The organism is Planotetraspora mira (genome assembly GCF_016863275.1).
GTDB classification, from domain to species: domain Bacteria; phylum Actinomycetota; class Actinomycetes; order Streptosporangiales; family Streptosporangiaceae; genus Planotetraspora; species Planotetraspora mira.
Genome location: NZ_BOOO01000016.1, coordinates 65,698 through 81,537, shown reverse-complemented (window position 1 = coordinate 81,537; position 15,840 = coordinate 65,698). Strand labels below are relative to the sequence as shown.

Annotated in this window: 17 protein-coding genes; 8 read left to right on the top strand and 9 right to left on the bottom strand. The window is 71.1% G+C overall.

The genetic code is table 11. The features are described from left to right. The first annotated feature begins 14 nt into the window (after positions 1–14). A complete protein-coding gene (locus Pmi06nite_RS15370) occupies positions 15–3,383 on the top strand; it encodes a hypothetical protein (protein WP_203953663.1) in 3,369 nt (1,122 codons plus the stop codon). On the opposite strand, the gene Pmi06nite_RS15365 is transcribed toward Pmi06nite_RS15370, so the two are convergent. Further along, entirely contained in the window at positions 3,364–3,768 is a 405-nt protein-coding gene (locus Pmi06nite_RS15365) for an NUDIX hydrolase (protein ID WP_239113925.1), read from the bottom strand. The genes Pmi06nite_RS15370 and Pmi06nite_RS15365 overlap by 20 nt on opposite strands. 73 nt (positions 3,769–3,841) lie before the next feature. Here Pmi06nite_RS15365 and Pmi06nite_RS15360 point away from each other — a divergent pair, with 73 nt between their 5' ends. The 3 genes from Pmi06nite_RS15360 to Pmi06nite_RS15350 are packed head-to-tail and all read left to right on the top strand — an operon-like array spanning position 3,842 to position 6,232. Beyond that, the gene (locus Pmi06nite_RS15360) at positions 3,842–4,486 is read left to right on the top strand and encodes a DUF6758 family protein (protein ID WP_203953662.1); all 645 of its coding nucleotides are present in this window, start codon (positions 3,842–3,844) and stop codon (positions 4,484–4,486) included. Between the two features lie 39 nt (positions 4,487–4,525). Then, the gene (locus Pmi06nite_RS15355) at positions 4,526–5,236 is read left to right on the top strand and encodes an MBL fold metallo-hydrolase (RefSeq protein WP_203953661.1); all 711 of its coding nucleotides are present in this window, start codon (positions 4,526–4,528) and stop codon (positions 5,234–5,236) included. A 6-nt stretch (positions 5,237–5,242) separates the two neighbouring features. After that, a complete protein-coding gene (locus Pmi06nite_RS15350) occupies positions 5,243–6,232 on the top strand; it encodes a RecB family exonuclease (protein WP_203953660.1) in 990 nt (329 codons plus the stop codon). On the opposite strand, the gene Pmi06nite_RS15345 is transcribed toward Pmi06nite_RS15350, so the two are convergent. From Pmi06nite_RS15345 to Pmi06nite_RS15335, 3 genes are all read right to left on the bottom strand, one after another. Then, positions 6,229–7,140, bottom strand: a complete 912-nt coding sequence (locus tag Pmi06nite_RS15345) for an oxygenase MpaB family protein (protein ID WP_203953659.1) — start codon at positions 7,138–7,140, stop codon at positions 6,229–6,231. The genes Pmi06nite_RS15350 and Pmi06nite_RS15345 overlap by 4 nt on opposite strands. Before the next feature lie 13 nt (positions 7,141–7,153). Further along, positions 7,154–8,032, bottom strand: coding sequence for an alpha/beta fold hydrolase (locus tag Pmi06nite_RS15340; protein WP_203953658.1), 879 nt, complete (start codon positions 8,030–8,032; stop codon positions 7,154–7,156). A 221-nt stretch (positions 8,033–8,253) separates the two neighbouring features. Further along, the gene (locus Pmi06nite_RS15335; RefSeq protein ID WP_239113924.1) at positions 8,254–10,080 is read right to left on the bottom strand and encodes a DEAD/DEAH box helicase; all 1,827 of its coding nucleotides are present in this window, start codon (positions 10,078–10,080) and stop codon (positions 8,254–8,256) included. A gap of 399 nt (positions 10,081–10,479) precedes the next feature. On the opposite strand from Pmi06nite_RS15335, the gene Pmi06nite_RS15330 reads away from it, so the two are divergent. From Pmi06nite_RS15330 to Pmi06nite_RS15315, 4 genes are all read left to right on the top strand, one after another. Beyond that, positions 10,480–11,151: a ferritin-like fold-containing protein gene (locus Pmi06nite_RS15330; protein ID WP_203953657.1), complete on the top strand. Its 672-nt coding sequence runs from the start codon at positions 10,480–10,482 to the stop codon at positions 11,149–11,151. Between the two features lie 69 nt (positions 11,152–11,220). Further along, on the top strand, positions 11,221–11,568 hold the full coding sequence (locus Pmi06nite_RS15325) for a VOC family protein (RefSeq protein WP_203953656.1): 348 nt from the start codon (positions 11,221–11,223) through the stop codon (positions 11,566–11,568). 12 nt (positions 11,569–11,580) lie between these two features. Continuing rightward, entirely contained in the window at positions 11,581–11,919 is a 339-nt protein-coding gene (locus Pmi06nite_RS15320) for an ArsR/SmtB family transcription factor (RefSeq protein WP_239113923.1), read from the top strand. A gap of 216 nt (positions 11,920–12,135) precedes the next feature. Next, positions 12,136–12,651, top strand: a complete 516-nt coding sequence (locus Pmi06nite_RS15315; protein WP_203953655.1) for an SRPBCC family protein — start codon at positions 12,136–12,138, stop codon at positions 12,649–12,651. Between the two features lie 51 nt (positions 12,652–12,702). Here the strand turns inward: Pmi06nite_RS15315 and Pmi06nite_RS15310 are convergent, their stop codons facing one another. From Pmi06nite_RS15310 to ligD (Pmi06nite_RS15290), 5 genes are all read right to left on the bottom strand, one after another. Next, on the bottom strand, positions 12,703–12,933 hold the full coding sequence (locus Pmi06nite_RS15310) for a DUF3107 domain-containing protein (protein WP_203953654.1): 231 nt from the start codon (positions 12,931–12,933) through the stop codon (positions 12,703–12,705). Positions 12,934–13,028: 95 nt separating this feature from the next. Further along, positions 13,029–13,649, bottom strand: a complete 621-nt coding sequence (locus Pmi06nite_RS15305; protein ID WP_203953653.1) for a TetR/AcrR family transcriptional regulator — start codon at positions 13,647–13,649, stop codon at positions 13,029–13,031. A gap of 65 nt (positions 13,650–13,714) precedes the next feature. Continuing rightward, on the bottom strand, positions 13,715–13,915 hold the full coding sequence (locus Pmi06nite_RS15300; protein WP_203953652.1) for an Rv3202a family protein: 201 nt from the start codon (positions 13,913–13,915) through the stop codon (positions 13,715–13,717). A 45-nt stretch (positions 13,916–13,960) separates the two neighbouring features. After that, positions 13,961–14,848, bottom strand: coding sequence for a non-homologous end-joining DNA ligase (gene ligD, locus Pmi06nite_RS15295; protein WP_203953651.1), 888 nt, complete (start codon positions 14,846–14,848; stop codon positions 13,961–13,963). Then, a complete protein-coding gene (gene ligD / locus Pmi06nite_RS15290; protein ID WP_203953650.1) occupies positions 14,845–15,807 on the bottom strand; it encodes a non-homologous end-joining DNA ligase in 963 nt (320 codons plus the stop codon). Before ligD (Pmi06nite_RS15290) ends, ligD (Pmi06nite_RS15295) begins: the two co-directional genes overlap by 4 nt. Positions 15,808–15,840: the final 33 nt, after the last annotated feature.

The following is a 15,840-nucleotide window of genomic DNA, read 5'->3' as shown; positions in this document are numbered from 1 at the left end:
AGGAGGTACTGAGCGTGGCCTCGGGCCCCCACGAGCGCCAGCCTCGGCAGGATGCCGGCGACGACGGCAGAGCACACGACGAGGGCCACCCGGAGCCCCCTCCGGCCCTTCATCACACGCCTCCGATCGTCTCTCCCTGGGCGATGCCTCCGTTCGGCGCTCCCGTGCCCGAGGACGCCGAGGAGCCCGAGGGCGCGCAGCAGCCGGAGAACGCGCAGAATCTGTGGGCGCCGCAGCCCGAGCCCTCTCCCGGGGACGGCACGGACGCCCCTGAGAGCAAGCGGGAGCCGCGAACCGGGCGCCGCCCCTACTCGACGTCGTCCGGCCAGGCGCAGCCCCGCCACAGCCGTACAGGGGACCGTCGATCCGAGACGCCGCCGCCTTCCCCCGACTCGCCGCCCGACTCGCCGCCCGGCCAGACCAGCCGGTCTGATCCGCCGCCTGCGTCGTCCGGGCAGTCCGGGCAGTCCGGGTCGTCCGGGCAGTCTGGGTCGTCCGGCGGGTCGCCTGGGTCGTCTGCCCCGATGCCCGGGCCGACCCCGGGCCCGTCCGGCCCGGGTTCGTCCGGCGGGCCGACCGTTCCCGACGACCCGCCCCGGCGACGACTGGTGGACGCTCCCGACAAGCTGGTGGCTTCAGGCCCGCCGCGAACGCCCCGGGCGAACATTCCCAAGGAGGACCCCGACGCCGCCGGGGCTCCCCGGCGGGAGCGGCGGCTGCCGTACTCGTCCGGAGACGACCACGCTCTGGCACACAGGCCGCCGGTCCCGGTTGCCGAAGATCCGGCTTCCCCTTCCCCCAGCGGCATCCGGCTGGGACCGGAGATCCCCGCGGAACCCGAGCCCGTCGCCTCGCCCGGCGACCCTCCCGTCCACCGGCCGGGTCCCGAGCCCATGTACCGTCCGGTGCCCGAGGCCACGTATCCGGCGGATCCCGAGCCCCCGCAGGAACCGGTCGAGCGCATCGGCCGCCCTCCGGGAGGGCGGCCCGCCCGGCCCGACGTGCTGGTCGCCATCGGCCCGCCGAGGACGGGAGCGGGCCGGCACCATCGGCGGCTCGCCCCGTCGCGCCGCTTCAGGCCCGGCAGGCTGGTCCTTCCCGCCCTGGTGACGATCGTGCTGCTGGCGGCCGCGGGGCTGGGAGTGCTGGCGGTCAACTGGGCCAGAGCCCCGCAGCCCGCCGGACTGCGCCTCGCGGCGGGCGACGGCCAGTCGGGGGACGCCGCCTTCGCCGCACCCGGCCTGCCGGGCAACGGCTCCAGCCAGGTCCTCAACGCGATCGCCTCGGTGGGGTCGACCGTGGTGGCGGTGGGCAGCGACACCACCAGCACACTGCCGAGGCCCCTGTTCCTCGTGTCCACCGATGGCGGCAAGGACTGGGACCTGGGACGCGTCGCCGGTCCCGCCGGCTATGAGGCGGGCGCGGGCGCGGTCGGCCGGGTCGTGGGAGGCGGCGGCCGCTGGCTGGCCGTCGGGACCGACGTCTCGGGCTGGGCGGGCCAGGCGGCCCGCGGGATGTGGGTGTCGCCGGACGGCCGGGCGTGGACGTCGGTGGACCCGGCGGGACTCGCCGTCTTCGGCGGTCAGGACCGGATCACCGACGTGGCCAGGACCGCCACGGGATTCGTCGCCGTGGGCGCGGCCACGCTCAAGAACGGAACGGTCGGTCCCGTGGCCTGGACGTCGCCCGACGGCAGGACCTGGTCGAGGGCGGGCGACATCGGCACGCCGGACAAGGTCCGGGGGATGCGCGCGGTCGTCGCCCGAGGCGATCAGGTCGTGGCCCTGGCCGATCCCGGTCCCGGCGACTCGGGTTCGGTGATCCTCCGGTCGACTGACGGCGGCAGGACGTGGTTGAGGACCGCCGCGACCCTCGCCGGCGTGCAACCCGAGCCGGGTGCTCTCACGGCGGCGGGGAACGGGTTCGTCCTCGTCCCGCTCCGCCAGCGTTCTGCCGCCGGTGAGGTGACCGTGTACTGCTCGCCCGAGGGCGAGCAGTGGAGCGAGTGCGGGAGCATCGGCGGCCTCGGCTCCGAGAGCACGGGAGTCCGCGGGCTGGCGTCGTCGTCGGCGGGCGTTGCCGCCGTCGTCGAGTCGGCCTGGGAGACGTATGCCGTCTACACCAGCGACGACGGGCGCAAGTGGTCCAAGGAGGCGAACCTGGGTGAGATCCCGGGCACCCTGCGCGGGCTGACGATCACCGACGCGGGCCTGGTCGTCGCGGGTGGGGACAAACGCGGCGCCGGCGACGTGGAGAACCTGCCCGTCCTCATGACGGCGGGGGACGGCAAGACGCCCCGGTCGGTGCCGCTGGGGAACGTCGCCGGCCTCAGCCATCTGGCCAGGGACACCGCCGACGTCGCGGTCTCCGCCGGCGCGTTCGTCGCGGTCGGCTCGGCCAACGGCGACGCCGCCATCTGGACGAGCGGGAACAACGGGGCCAACTGGACCGACGTCCGCCTCTCCACGGTGCTCGGCGGACCCGGTCGCCAGGCCCTCAACGGCGTGGCGCACGGGCCGAAGGGCTGGCTGGCGGTCGGCAGCACGATGACCGACCCCGCCGTCACCCGGCCCCTGCTGGTGACCTCGTCCGACGGCAGGTCCTGGAAGGCCGGTCCGGCGATGCAGGTCCCCGCCGGCCACTTCCTGGTCGCGCCGCGCCTGGTCGCGGGCGGGCCCAAGGGTTACATCCTCGCCGGCGACGACCGCAGCGCCACCGGCGTGCTGCCCGCTCTCTGGTTCAGCCCCGATCTCAAGCGGTTCACCCGTGTTCCCCCGACCGGCATGCCTGCCGGAGGAGCGGGTGTGCGTCTCACCTCGGTCACCGCCACGCCGTCCGGATTCATGGCCGTGGGCGGGTCGGGCGCGCCTGACCTCGAGACCGGCGTCGTCTGGGTCTCGCCCGACGGACTTCGCTGGACGCAGGCGGGCAGGGTGATCCCCGACGACGCCCGCTCGGCCGGACTGCGGCACGTGGTGGCGACAGACTCGGGAGTCGTCGCGATCGGCACCGAAGTCACCGAGGAGGGCGTCCGCCCGTTCTCTGCGGTGTCGGCCGACGACGGCGCCCACTGGGAGTACGGCAGGCTGCCCGCCGAGGAGACGGCCGTGGTGCTCGACCTGGTCGCGGCCAACGGCGGTCTGGTCGCCGTGGGGTCGCACGGCCCGGCGGGCGAGGGCGACAGCGCCGCGTGGATCTCCGAGGACGGGCTCGCCTGGACCCGCCAGACGCTCACCCAGGACGGCCTCGGCGGTGCCGGCACACAGTGGCTGGGAGCCGTGGCCGTGTCGGGCACCCGTGTGCTGGCGATCGGCAGGTCCACGGGATACGCCGACGACCACCTCACCATCTGGCGGAGCTCACTCACGGCAGGGGGTCGATGATCCCCCACTCGGCGAGTGCCGCGGCGAGGCCGTCGGTCAGCGGGAGCCGTACGAGATCGGAGGGATGGCACCAGCGGGCGTCGGCGGCGTCGTCTCCTGCGGTGAGCCGGCCGTCCGGGGCGTTCGTCGCCAGGTAGTCGTGGATCTCGTAGACGACGCCGTCCGGGCCCGGCCGCTCGACGGTGCCGGCCAGTGGCCCCGCGATCACCTCGAGCCCGGTCTCCTCCAGAAGCTCGCGGCGCAGCGCCTCCGCGTCGGTCTCTCCGGGCTCCACCCGGCCTCCGGGCAGCGACCACAACCCCTGCCCCGGAGGGCGACCTCTGCGCACCAGCAGCAGCCTGCCGTCGTCTACCACGATCGCTCCCACACATCTGACACGCCGCACAAAACCAAGATTACGACTGGATAACAGGAAGACTCTTGACGCGAACGCTCACCCCGCAGCACCGTGAGTAGTTGTGAGAACCGCGCCTACCTGTCCGCGGTGTTTCGGGCCGCTGCATGAGCCGAACGTCTGGTCGAGTTCCTGGCGTTGCGGTGCGCACGGTGACGTGCTGCCCTTCCAGCCTCCCCGCCGCCCCTCCCAGGCCGCCCTCGACGCGCTGCGCGGGGCCGCCAGGGTCCCCGTCTGGCTCCCGTGGCCGCTGCCGCCGAATTGGCTGGTGACCGGATTCGCCGAAGTGGGCGACGAGCGCAGCGGGGTCAGGGCGAGCGTCGTCGCGATCTCGGGGCCCTCGATCACCTACGGACCAGCCGACATGCTGCTGGTCGCCGAGGAACCGGGGGTCGGTCTCGGCGCGGCCTACGCCGGGTTGCCGGGACCGGATCCCGGCGCCGGATTCGACGCGGGACCTCCGCACGTGAAGATCGACGCTCGTGGCCATCCGACCGCGCTGTGGTGCGCGGGAAGGGTGCCGGAGGACCGGGCGGCCTACGTCGGCGAGGCCCTCGGCAACTGGCTGTGGACGATCGCCTGGCCCGCGGAGGTCGGCTGCCTCATCGCACTGGCCGACCTGTCTCTGCGCGACCTGCGCGATAACGACCAGGCGCTGGACCTTCCGTTCGGTGCCTTCTCGCCCAGACTGGACGCCGATGTCCAGTAAGGCGGGCGCGATCAGCGAGGGATAGTAAGGTTCTGAGCCGTGACAGCGCGTATCGAACGAGTCGTGACTTCGGGCGTCGTCGAGATCGAGGACGTCGAGCACAAGGTCGAGAACAACACCTGGATCGTGGGCGACGACGACGAGGTGATCGTCATCGACGCCGCGCGTGACGCGGAGAAGATCCTGGAGAAGGTGGGCGACCGCGAGGTCCTCGCCGTCATCTGCACCCACGGCCTGCCCGACCACGTGGGCGCCGCGATCGAGGTGGCCGCCAGGGACGAGGCCGTGATCGCCGTCCACGTCAAGGACAAGCGCCTGTGGCGGCAGACGTGGGAGGACACCTGGCCCGACATCGAGATGGAGGACGAGGGCCTGTTCGCCGTCGCCGACGTCGAGCTTGAGGTCCTGGCCACTCCTGGCGTGACGCCTGGCGGCGTGTCCCTCTACTGCGAGGAGCTCGACGCGGTCTTCACCGGCAAGACGCTCCAGCTGGACGGCCCGGGCAAGCTCGCCGGCGAGTACCCCGCCCTCAGCGACCAGCTCACCTCCATCGGCGAGCGGTTGTTCACGCTCCCGCACGCGACCCGGGTGCTCCCCGCGCACGGCGAGGAGAGCAGCATCGGCGACCTCGAGCCGCAGTTCGACAAGTGGCTGTCCGGCTCGCTGACCTCGGAGGAGAGCATCGCGGAGCCGCCGCCTCTCGTGGACGGCACCAGGGCCTCCGGTGTCAGGCTGAACCTCGACGAGTAGCGGGTCATGGAGCAGCTCGGCCTCGACGGCATGCCGAGGCGGCTCTACACGTGCACGCCGTCCCGCCTGAACTCGTGGCTCGACTGCGGGCGCCGGTACCGCTTCACGTACCTCGACCGCCCGGCGCCGCAGAAGGGCCCCCCGTGGGCGCACAACAGCGTCGGGGCGTCGGTTCACAACGCCCTGGCGGCGTGGTGGCGTGAGCCGTACGAGCGCCGGACGCCGATGATGGCGGCCATTCTCGTCACGAACGGGTGGATCACCGAGGGCTTCCGCGACGAGGAGCAGTCGGCGTTATGGCGTGATCGGGCACGCGAAATGGTGTCCGGATATGTCAGGACGCTTGATCCTTCGGACGACCCGGTCGGCGTCGAGCGCACGGTGGCCACCCGCACGGCTGTGATCGCGGTGTCGGGACGTGTGGACCGGCTCGACCGGAGGGACGACGAGCTCGTGGTGGTCGACTACAAGACCGGCCGCAGGCCGCTGGACGCCGACGACGCCAGGTCCTCGATCGCCCTGGCCATCTACGCCATCGCCTCGTCGCGCATGATGCACCGCACGTGCCGCCGCGTCGAACTCCACCACCTGCCCACGGGCGCCGTCGCCGAGTGGGAGCACACCGACGAGTCGCTCGCCCGCCATCTCCACAGAGCCGAGGAGATCGCCACGGAGGCCTCAGCGGCCGACGAGGCCTACCAAGACTGGGCGGGCCGTCGCGGTGGCCGGACGGAACCGAGCCGGACGAGGACAGGCCGTACGGACACGGGGCGGACGGACACAGGGCGGACGGACGCGGGCCGCACAGGGGCCGCGGCCACGGTGCCGCCCGAGATCGATGAGCTGTTCCGGCCGAATCCCGGCCCGATCTGCTCGTGGTGCGACTTCCGGCGGCACTGCCCGGAGGGCCGGGCCGCCTCCCCTGAACGCCTGCCGTGGGCCGCTCTCGCCGTCGACTCGGAGACGGACACCCCGGCCACGACCCCGACGCCCTAGACGACGATCTGGCCAGGCCTCCTGCGCGGATCGACCAGCCCGCGCAGACCCTTGCTGACGTCGTATCCCGCCGCGGCCAGCCGTTCCCGCGACGCCTGCAACATCTCCCTCGTCGATGGGGTGAACGCGCGCTGGTGCACGAACTCCGGCAGCGAGTTCGTCACCGTGCGGAACGCTCTCAGCGCGGCCGTCACGGCACTCTGCGGCACCTCGGGCAGCACGCCGTACATCCGGCGGGCCCAGTCGGGCAGGGTGTAGTAGCACAGCGCCCCGAACGGGAAGTACACAGGCTTGCCGGGGGCCAGGAAGCGAAGGTCGTGCGGCAGCCGCGGCCACAGTAGGAACCGGACCGCCGCCACCGCTTCGGGGATGGGCTTCAGGTGGGGCCGCATCTCGGTGAAGTAGGCGTCCATCTCGGCGACCGAGCCCGGCACGTCCTCCGGATGGAGCCCCACATAGGCCGCACTACGTCGCTGCTCGGCCAGGTAGCGGTCGGCCACGCTGTCGGAGATCTTCGCGCCGGCCCGGCGGACGATCTCCAGGTAGGACATGACCTCGGCGCAGTGGACCCACAGGAGCAGCTCAGGATCGTCGACGCGGTGACGCCGTCCCGTCTCCGGGTCGTTGATGCGCAGCCCCCGGTGGATGCCCCGCACGCGCCGGCCGACCTCTTCGGCCTCCTCGGGGCTGCCGTAGGTCACCCGGCCGACGAAGTCCGCCGTACGCCGAAGCCGGCCGAACGGATCCTCCTGGAAGTTGGAGTTCTGCCAGACCCCGCGCATCGCCGTGGGGTGGAGCGCCTGCAACATCAGGCCGCGGACACCGCCCACCCACATGGACCTGTCGATGTGCACCAGCCACGTGGCCGATTCCGGTGGCTGCGCCGTGGGCGCGTCGCTCGTCCCCATGCCGGTCGCGCCTTCAGCCGTACTGGAGCAGCCGGCTCTCCGCGGCGTTCCAGAACCTGGTCAGGGCCGCGGCGGTGGTCTCCGGAGCCTCCACGGCGGGTGAGTGGACGGAGCCGGGGACGACCACGCAGTCGGCCTCCAGCCGGTTGGCCATCTCGGCCTGCAGGAGAGGTGGCCACCCGTCGTCGTGCTCGCCGTACAGAACGAGGAGGTCGAGGCCGCTCTCGGCCAGTTCGGCCACGCGGTCGCGGGCGTTCAGCACCTCGTCCGCCATCGCCAGCAGGCCGGCGGGGGAGTTGGACAGCAGGCGCTTGCGCAGGAAGGCGACGATGTCGTCCGGCACACCCGCCCTGAGCGCGTCCGGCTCCATCCGGTTGGACCACAGGTAGTCCACGCCGTGCTCGGGCAGCTCCGCCAGCATCATCCGGCCTGCCCGTTCCCGGGGGCCGATGATCCCCGCGGGTCCCGAGCTCATCAGCGTGAACGAGGCCAGCTGCGCCGAGCCGTTCAGGACGGTCTCGCGGGCGACCAGGCCGCCGAACGAGTGGCCGAGGAGGTGGACCGGCTCGCCCGCGCCCACGACGCGGGCGATCGCTTCGACGTCGGCGCCCAGCGACGCGCAGGTGTAGGCCTGGGGGTCGTCGGGCCCGGGCGTCTCGTACTGCCCGCGCATGTCGACCGCGATCACCCGCCGGCCGGCCTGGGCCAGCGTCTGGAGGACCGCGATGAAGTCTTCCTTGCTCCCGGTGTATCCGGGAACCAGGAGCGCCGGCCAGCGCTCCGCGACGCCGCTCACCGGCAGTGCCTCGAGGGCCGTGAACGAGCCCAGCTCCGTCTCGATCGGGAGAACGGAGACTCCCGGCGGCAGCGTCAGGAACCGCGGCGTGCTCACAGTGTCTCCTCCGCCCCACCCGGGAGCCGCGTTACCGCTGGGCGGGACGGCTTACCCGCGTGGGACCGGCTGCTGTGCCTGTCGGCTGCTTCGCTCACGTGGCATCACGATACCGAGCGAAACTGTTCGCGACACTGCCGAAAAACTTATGCAGGTTGCGGCTGGTCATCGCACACGCCTCATGCCAAAGTCCATACCCACTGGGAGGAGGGCCTCCCGGATCAGGTCGTACGGCGAGGCCGCGGACGGCTCACCCTGCGCCTGCTCTGGGCACGCTCGGTCGCCGCCGACGGAGCGGGATCGTCGTCCTCGGTCGCGAGGTCGGGCGACTGGAAGACCACGACGAACGGACTCGCCGGGACGATCCGCTCGGCCTGCGGCGCAGGACGCGGTGTGGGGGGCAGCATGGGTGGTGCCTCCTCGAGGATGTCCGCCGGCAGAACTCTGCTCGCGGGTTCGATGGTGACGGCGGGTTCGGCGGCGGTCACGGGCTCGCTCTCGGTCTCGACCGGGGTGACCGGCTTGGCGGACCTTGCCCGCTTGGCGGACGCCGCCCGCCTGGTGGAGTTCACTGGCTTGACCGGGCTCGCCTGCTCGGCCTCGACCGGGGTGACGGTCTCGACCGGAAGCACCGTCTCGACCACGGGAACCGTCTCGACCGGAGCCGCCGTCTCGGCCCTGGGCGCGGGGGCGCTCACGGGCTCGACACCGGCAGCGGTCTCGGCGGCGGGTTCGGCGGCGGTCACGCCGTCGGTCTCCGCCTCCTGGGCGCGGCCGCCGCGGGTGCGGCGTCGCTCGCGGGTGCGGGCCGGACGCTTGCGGCGCTCCTCCGCGTCGTCGTCGCGGTCACGCTCGCCGCGTCCCTGCTTGCGAGTCCGGATGCGCCCGGTCTCGCCCAGGTCCTCGATCTCCTCGGCCGCGAGCCCCGCACGGGAGCGGTTGGCGCGCGGCAGCACGCCCTTGGTCCCCTCGGGGATGTCGAGGTCGGAGTAGAGGTGCGGTGAGCTGGAGTAGGTCTCGACCGGGTCGGCGAAGTCGAGGTCGAGCGCGTTGTTGATGACCTTCCAGCGGGTCAGCTCGGTCCACTCGACGAAGGTCACCGCGACACCCGTGCGTCCGGCCCGGCCGGTGCGGCCGATCCGGTGGACGTAGGCCTTCTCGTCCTGGGGGCAGTCGTAGTTGACCACGTGGGTGACATCGTCGATGTCGATGCCGCGCGCCGCCACGTCGGTGGCCACCAGCACATTGATCTTGCCGTTGCGGAAGGCCCGCAGCGCCTGCTCGCGCTGACCCTGACCGAGGTCGCCGTGGACCGCCGCGGCGGCGAAGCCCTTCTCCTGAAGCTGCTCCGAGACCATGTCGCAGGCGCGCTTGGTCTCGCAGAAGACCATCGTCAGCCCGCTTCCGTTGCTCTGGAGCAGCCGGGCGACGATCTCGATCTTGTCCATGCGGTGCGTGCGGTAGACGAACTGGGTCGTCTGGGGGAGCGCCTCGTCCTCGGCCGCGCTGTTCTCCGCGCGGACGTGGGTGGGCCTGGTGAGGTAACGGCGGGAGAGCGTGACGATCTCACCGGGCATGGTGGCCGAGAACAGCATGGTCTGCCGCTGCTCGGGGACCAGCTTGATGATCCGCTCCATGTCCGGCAGGAAGCCGAGGTCGAGCATGCGGTCGGCCTCGTCGAGGACGAGCATGGTGACCTGGCCGAGGTCGAGGTGCTTCTGCTTGACCAGGTCGAGGAGGCGCCCCGGTGTGCCGACGACGACGTCGACGCCGTTCTTGAGCGACTCGATCTGGGGCTCGTACGCGCGGCCGCCGTACACGGTGAGGATCCGCGAGCCGAGCTTGCCCGCCGCGAGGACCAGGTCCTCGGTCACCTGCAGGGCGAGCTCACGGGTCGGCACGATGACCAGGCCGCGTGGCTTCTTGCGGTTCTTCCTCGGTTTGCCGACGAGTTGCAACATGGCGACGCCGAAGGCATAGGTCTTGCCCGTGCCGGTGCGCGCCTGGCCGATGACGTCCTGGCCGGCGAGTGCCAGTGGGAGCGCCATCTCTTGAATCGGGAACGGTGAAGAGATGCCCTCGGTCTCGAGGGCATCGGCGATCTCTGGGATGACTCCCAGGTCTCGGAACGTCGTTGTCAGTGTGGCCTGCCTAAATCGGTGCGAAGGCGGCCTCCTGGTCATCCAGCCGGCAGATCTTTCCCGGTCCGGGTCCTCGTGGATCACGCCTTCGTCGTGATGAGCGACCGCCACATCCAATTACTGGGGGCACCGGGGCCGAACCCCGGATCAACACAGCGCGGTCGCACTTTTCACTGAGCAGTCTACTCGATACCACAACGGGGAACCGATTTCTGTTTCTTCCGACCAATAGTCTCCATCGCACCAGTGATGCGGAGGTGGTCGACGGGCTGATGGGACGTGACCTTGGACACGTACGCTGCACCCATGACTGATTCCTCTCCCGGCCTCTCCCCTGGCGTCGTGGACCTGCTGGGCGTGCTCGCGTACGCCGAGCTGACGGCATTCCTCAAATTGGCGGAGGATGCCGCCCTGCTTGCCCCGACCCTCAACGACAGGGCGGCATTGGGCGACGTCGCGGCGACCGAATACGGCCACTTCCGGGTGCTGCGCGACAAGTTGTCGTCTCTTGGGGTGGACCCGGAGGAGGCGATGGACCCGTTCGTGGACGCGATCGACGCCTGGCACGCGCAGACCAGGCCCAGGGACTGGCATGAGGCACTCGTGAAGGCCTATGTCGGCACGGGCATCGCGGGGGACTTCTACCGCGAGGCCGCCCGCCACGCGGAGGAGCCCATCCGCCGGCTCGTCGACGACGTCCTGACCGACGAGGGCCGGTCCGAGTTCGCGGTCGAGCGCGTGCGGGCGGCGATCGAGGCCGACCCCCGGCTGAGCGGCCGGCTGGCTCTGTGGGCGCGGCGAATGGTGGGGGAGGCGTTGAGCCAGGGCCAGCGGCTCGCCGCCGCGCGTCCGGAACTGGCCGCGATGCTGGTGGGCGAGGAGGGGGAGGACCTCGCGGAGATCGGCAGGTTGTTCGCCCGGCTGACCGAGGAGCACGGCAGGCGCATGGCGGCGATCGGGCTCACCACGAGCGGCTAAGCGTTAGTTGACACTTACGAAAGCGATGACTAACTTTCCTGGAGACAGTTCCAGGAAAGGAGCACAGCCATGGCTCGGCCTGTGGTTTTCTTCGACATCGCGACCAGTGACGCGCCGTCCCTGTTCGGCTTCTACGCCGACCTGTTCGACTGGCGTGTCGACGCGGACAACCCCATGGGGTACGGATTGGTCGAGGCCGCCGAGGACGGCATCCCGGGCGGCATCGGGACCGCTGGGGAGGGGGCGGCGAAGGGCGTGAGCATCGTGGTCGCCGTCGACGACGTCCAGGGACACCTGGACAGGGCCGAGGCGCTCGGCGGCAAGACCGTCGTACCGCCGTACGAGGTCCCGGGGACGGGTACGCTCGCGGAGTTCACCGACCCCCAGGGCAACCGGATCGGGCTCTGGAAGCGCTGACAGGAGCGACGCATGACCGAGCCGATGGATGAGGCGCTGCGGGCGATAGCGGAGCCGCGCCGCCGTGCCATCCTGCGGCTCGTCGCGAACCAGGAGATGCCCGCGGGCCGGATCGCCGAGCACTTCGAGGTGACCCGGCCCGCGGTCTCCCAGCACCTTCAGGTGCTGAAGGAGGCCGGTCTGCTGATCGAGCGGCGTGAGGGCACCAAGCGGCTGTATCGGGCCCGGCGCGAGGGCCTCGCGCCGCTACGTCAGTTCCTCGACGAGATGTGGGGCGAGTCGCTCGACTTCGCGCGCCGGATCGCGGAGGCCGAACGCGGGTTGTCCGATCACCGGTCGCAGGCGGGATGAGATGGGCCGGTCTGCTGATCCGGCGGCCAAATGGTTGTAGCGTGCGTGGCATGAGGGCCTCGCGCCGCTACGGCAGTTCCTTGACGAGATGTGGGCCGAATCGCTGGACCTCGCGCGCGGTGTTGCGCAGAGGAAGCGAGCATTGCCCGACTGTCGGCCAGAGGCGGGGTGAAACCCACGGCGCCGACCTCACCCGCCGCCCGCGCGGATGCCGTCATGGCCGGAGCTGAGCAGGGAACCGGGCCCGAGATCGTCCCCCCGATTCACAAGTCCGTCATGGTCCGCAGCGATCGCGATCATGTCTTCGACGTCTTCGTCCGCGAGATCGGGCAGTGGTGGCCGACGTCGTCCCACTCGCTGGGGACCGCCGAGGTCGTCTCCGTCACCGTCGAGCGGCACGTCGGCGGCCGGGTGTACGAGACGGACGCGGACGGCACGGAGTGCTCCTGGGGGAAGGTCCTGGCCTGGGAACCGCCGGAACGGTTCGCCATGACCTGGGAGTCCACCCGCTACGAGCACGGCGCGCCGGAGCGGCGGCTGTCGCCCGACGGGGCGGTGACCGAGGTCGAGCTGCGATTCCTGGCGCTCGGCCCCGCACTGACCCGTGTGGAGCTGGAGCACCGTGGCTGGGAACGCCTCTCGCCCGACCTCGCCCGCCGCTATCCCGGCAGCTACACCGCGGGGTGGAGTCTCATCCTGGACCGCCTGGCGGCCCATGCCGAGGGCCGTTAGTCGCGCGTCGCGCTGATCAAATGGTTACGTCGGTCACCGGGGGCCGACGGGTCACAGGGTTCCGCCGAAGCCGACGGGCCGCGTCTCGTCTTCGCCGATCTCGACGAATCCGAGCGACTGGACGGGGACGACCACCCGGCGGCCCTTGGTGTCGGTCAGTGAGAACACGCCTTTGTCCGCGGCGAGCGCCCTGCGGAGCTCCTCCTCGATCTGGTCGGCCGACAGGTCGGTCTCGACAATGATCTCTCGGTGCACCGACTGTACGCCGATCTTGATTTCCATCGGGCTCCCCTTTCGAGAGGGCTTGTGGTACCCATCGTCGTCGCCTCGCGGCGCGCCGAGCCCTTTGATCGCGTCAAGCGAACAGGAATTCGCCGTCAGCCGGTGCGGGGGAAGCCGCTGATGCCGCGCCAGGCGAGACGGGCCATCAGCTGGGTGGCCGCCTCCTTGGGGATCGAGCCCTGGCTCGTGAGCCAGTAGCGGGCGCTGACCTCGGCCATGCCGACCAGGCCGACGCCCAGCAGGTGGGCCTCGTCGCTGGAGCAGCCGGTGTCCTCCTGGATGACCTGGCTGATCGCCTCGGCGCTCTCCCGCAGCGAGCGCTCGATGCGCTGGCGCACCGGGGCGGCGTTGCGCAGGTCGGACTCGAAGACGAGCCGGAAGGCCTCACCCTGGCTGGAGACGAAGTCGAAGAACGCCCCGATGGCCGCCTGCACCCGCTGCTTGTTGTCGGTGGTGGAGGCCAGCGCGTCCCGGCAGCGGCTCACCACGTCGTCGACGTGCAGGTCGAGCAGAGCGAGGTAAAGCTCGAGCTTGCCCGGGAAGTGCTGGTAGAGGACCGGCTTGCTGACGCCGGCGCGCTCGGCGATCTCGTCCATCGCGGCCGCGTGGTAGCCGTTCTCCACGAAGACTTCCTGAGCGGCGCTCAACAGCTGGCGGCGGCGGGCCAAGCGGGGCAGCCGGGTGCCCCGGGGCTTGGCATCCGGGGGTGTGGTCACGGCAGTCTCCTTGATACGAGGGGCTCGCCGCCCCAGCGTCCCATCCTACGGGGCGGGTGGCCAGGTCAGCGATATTCCTCATCGTCGCCGACGTCCACCGTGCGCTCCTGTTCCGCGACGTCCGCGGGGTCGGCGTCGAACGGGACGTGCTCGGGCCAGCGGTCGTCCCCGGACGACCGGGCCAACTGGTGCTGCTCCACGGCGTCCGCTTCCGGAGCCTCGATCGAGAGCTCGGCGACGTCGTCGAGCGAGTCCATCTCGGACATGTGCACGTCCTCTCGTTCGAGGGGCCTGCTGCGACAGCTCCCACACTACGGCGCGGAGCCGGAGGGCCCGAACAGGTCGCCGTGTTCCTCCACCCGGGCCAGGACCTCCGGGGCCGTGAACATCAGCTGATCGGGCTCGTCGCACTTTTCGACCTCGTCCCACAGGAGCGGCGTCGACACGGTGGGGAGGCGGTTCGCGCGCATCGAGTAGGGCGCCACCGTGGTCTTGGCCGGGTTGTTCTGGCTCCAGTCGATGAATACGCGGCCGGGGCGGACCTTGCGGGCCATCACGCTCGTCACCAGAGGGTGGGCGCTCTCCAGGCGTTGGGCGAGCGCCTTGGCGTAGTCGGCGGTGCCCGGGCCGCGATCCCAGCGTGCGTAGAGCTGCATGCCCTTGTTCCCACTGGTCTTGGGGAGACATTCCAGGCCGTCCCGCTCGAGTTCGTCGCGGAGCAGGACGGCGACCCGGCAGCACTCGACGATCGTGGCCGGGGCCCCGGGGTCGAGATCGAACACGAGAGTGTCAGGTGGCAGCGGATCTCCGTCTCCGCCCACCCGCCACATCGGGACGTGGAACTCGATGGCCGCGAGGTTCGCGTAGTAGACCAGCGTCGGCAGATCGTCGACGACCGCGAAGTCGATCTTCTCGCGGTTCATCGTGCTGCCCGGCACGGGAAGCGTGACCTTGCGGACCCACTTCGGGGTGTGCGCGGGGGCGTTCTTCTCGAAGAACGACTGGCGCTCGACTCCGTTGGGGAAACGCTTCACGGTCAGGGGCCGGCCGCGGAGACGAGGGAGCATGACCGGGGCGATCCGGGTGTAGTAGTCGATGACCTCGGCCTTGGTGAAGCCGCCTGCGGGATAGAGGACCTTGGTCAGGTTGCTCAGGGAAAGCTCCCGGCCGTCGACCCGCACCAGCACCTTCTCCGTCACCCCTGCTCCTCTCGCCGTACGTCCGCGGGCACCTTGTCCGCCCTGATGCCGCGCCACACGGGGTGGCGCAGGCGCCCCTCGTGCGTCCACATCGTGAAGGCGACCTCGCCGACGAGCTCGGGCCTGACCCAGTGTGCGTCCCTGCTGATCTCCCGCGGAAGCAGCGCGGAGAAGGCGCTCTGCCTGATTTCGAGGGGTGTCAGCAGCTGATGCACGTCATCCAGCATCGCATCGGTGAACCCGGTGCCGACATGGCCGACGAACAGGAACTCCGAGGGCCCCGGCGCCGGTCCTCCGTACATGCCGAGGAGCAGCGAGCCGACGCCGCCCGCGCGGCGGCCCTTGCCGGGGCGCCAGCCGCCGATCACGACGTCCGCGGTGTCGAGGTTCTTGACCTTCACCCACCAGTCCGTCCGCCGCCCCGGCCGGTACGGCGAGTCGAGCCGCTTGGCCACGACGCCTTCGAGCCCCTGCAGGCGGGTGGCCTCCAGCACGTCGGGGTCGCAGGGAAGGTACGGCGGGGCCTCCAGCCCGAGCGTGTCCAGCAGTTCCCTGCGGTCACGGTAGGGCAGGTCGAACAGCGCGTGGCCGTCCAGATAGAGCAGGTCGAAGGGCATGTAGGTGACGGGCACGAGGCTGAGGAGCCCGGCGGCCGCGGGGTCGGCCACGTGCATGCGCCGCTGGAGCAGCTCGAAGCTGGGCCGTCCGAGGGCGTCGAAGGCGACGACCTCGCCGTCGAGTACGGCGCTTCGGCCCGCCAGGGGGGCGACGACCCGCGCGATCTCGGGGTAGCGGGAGGTGCAGTCGGTGCCCTTTCGGCCGGTGGCACGGACACCGCCGTCGACGTAGACGATCGCCCGGATGCCGTCCCACTTCACCTCCAGGGCGTACGCGGAACGATCGAGGGGGAGGTCGCCGGCGACCGCGAGCATGGGCTCGACCGGATACGGCATTGCCATAGTGGGTACCTGCCCATGAGGTAAGTCCCTTGA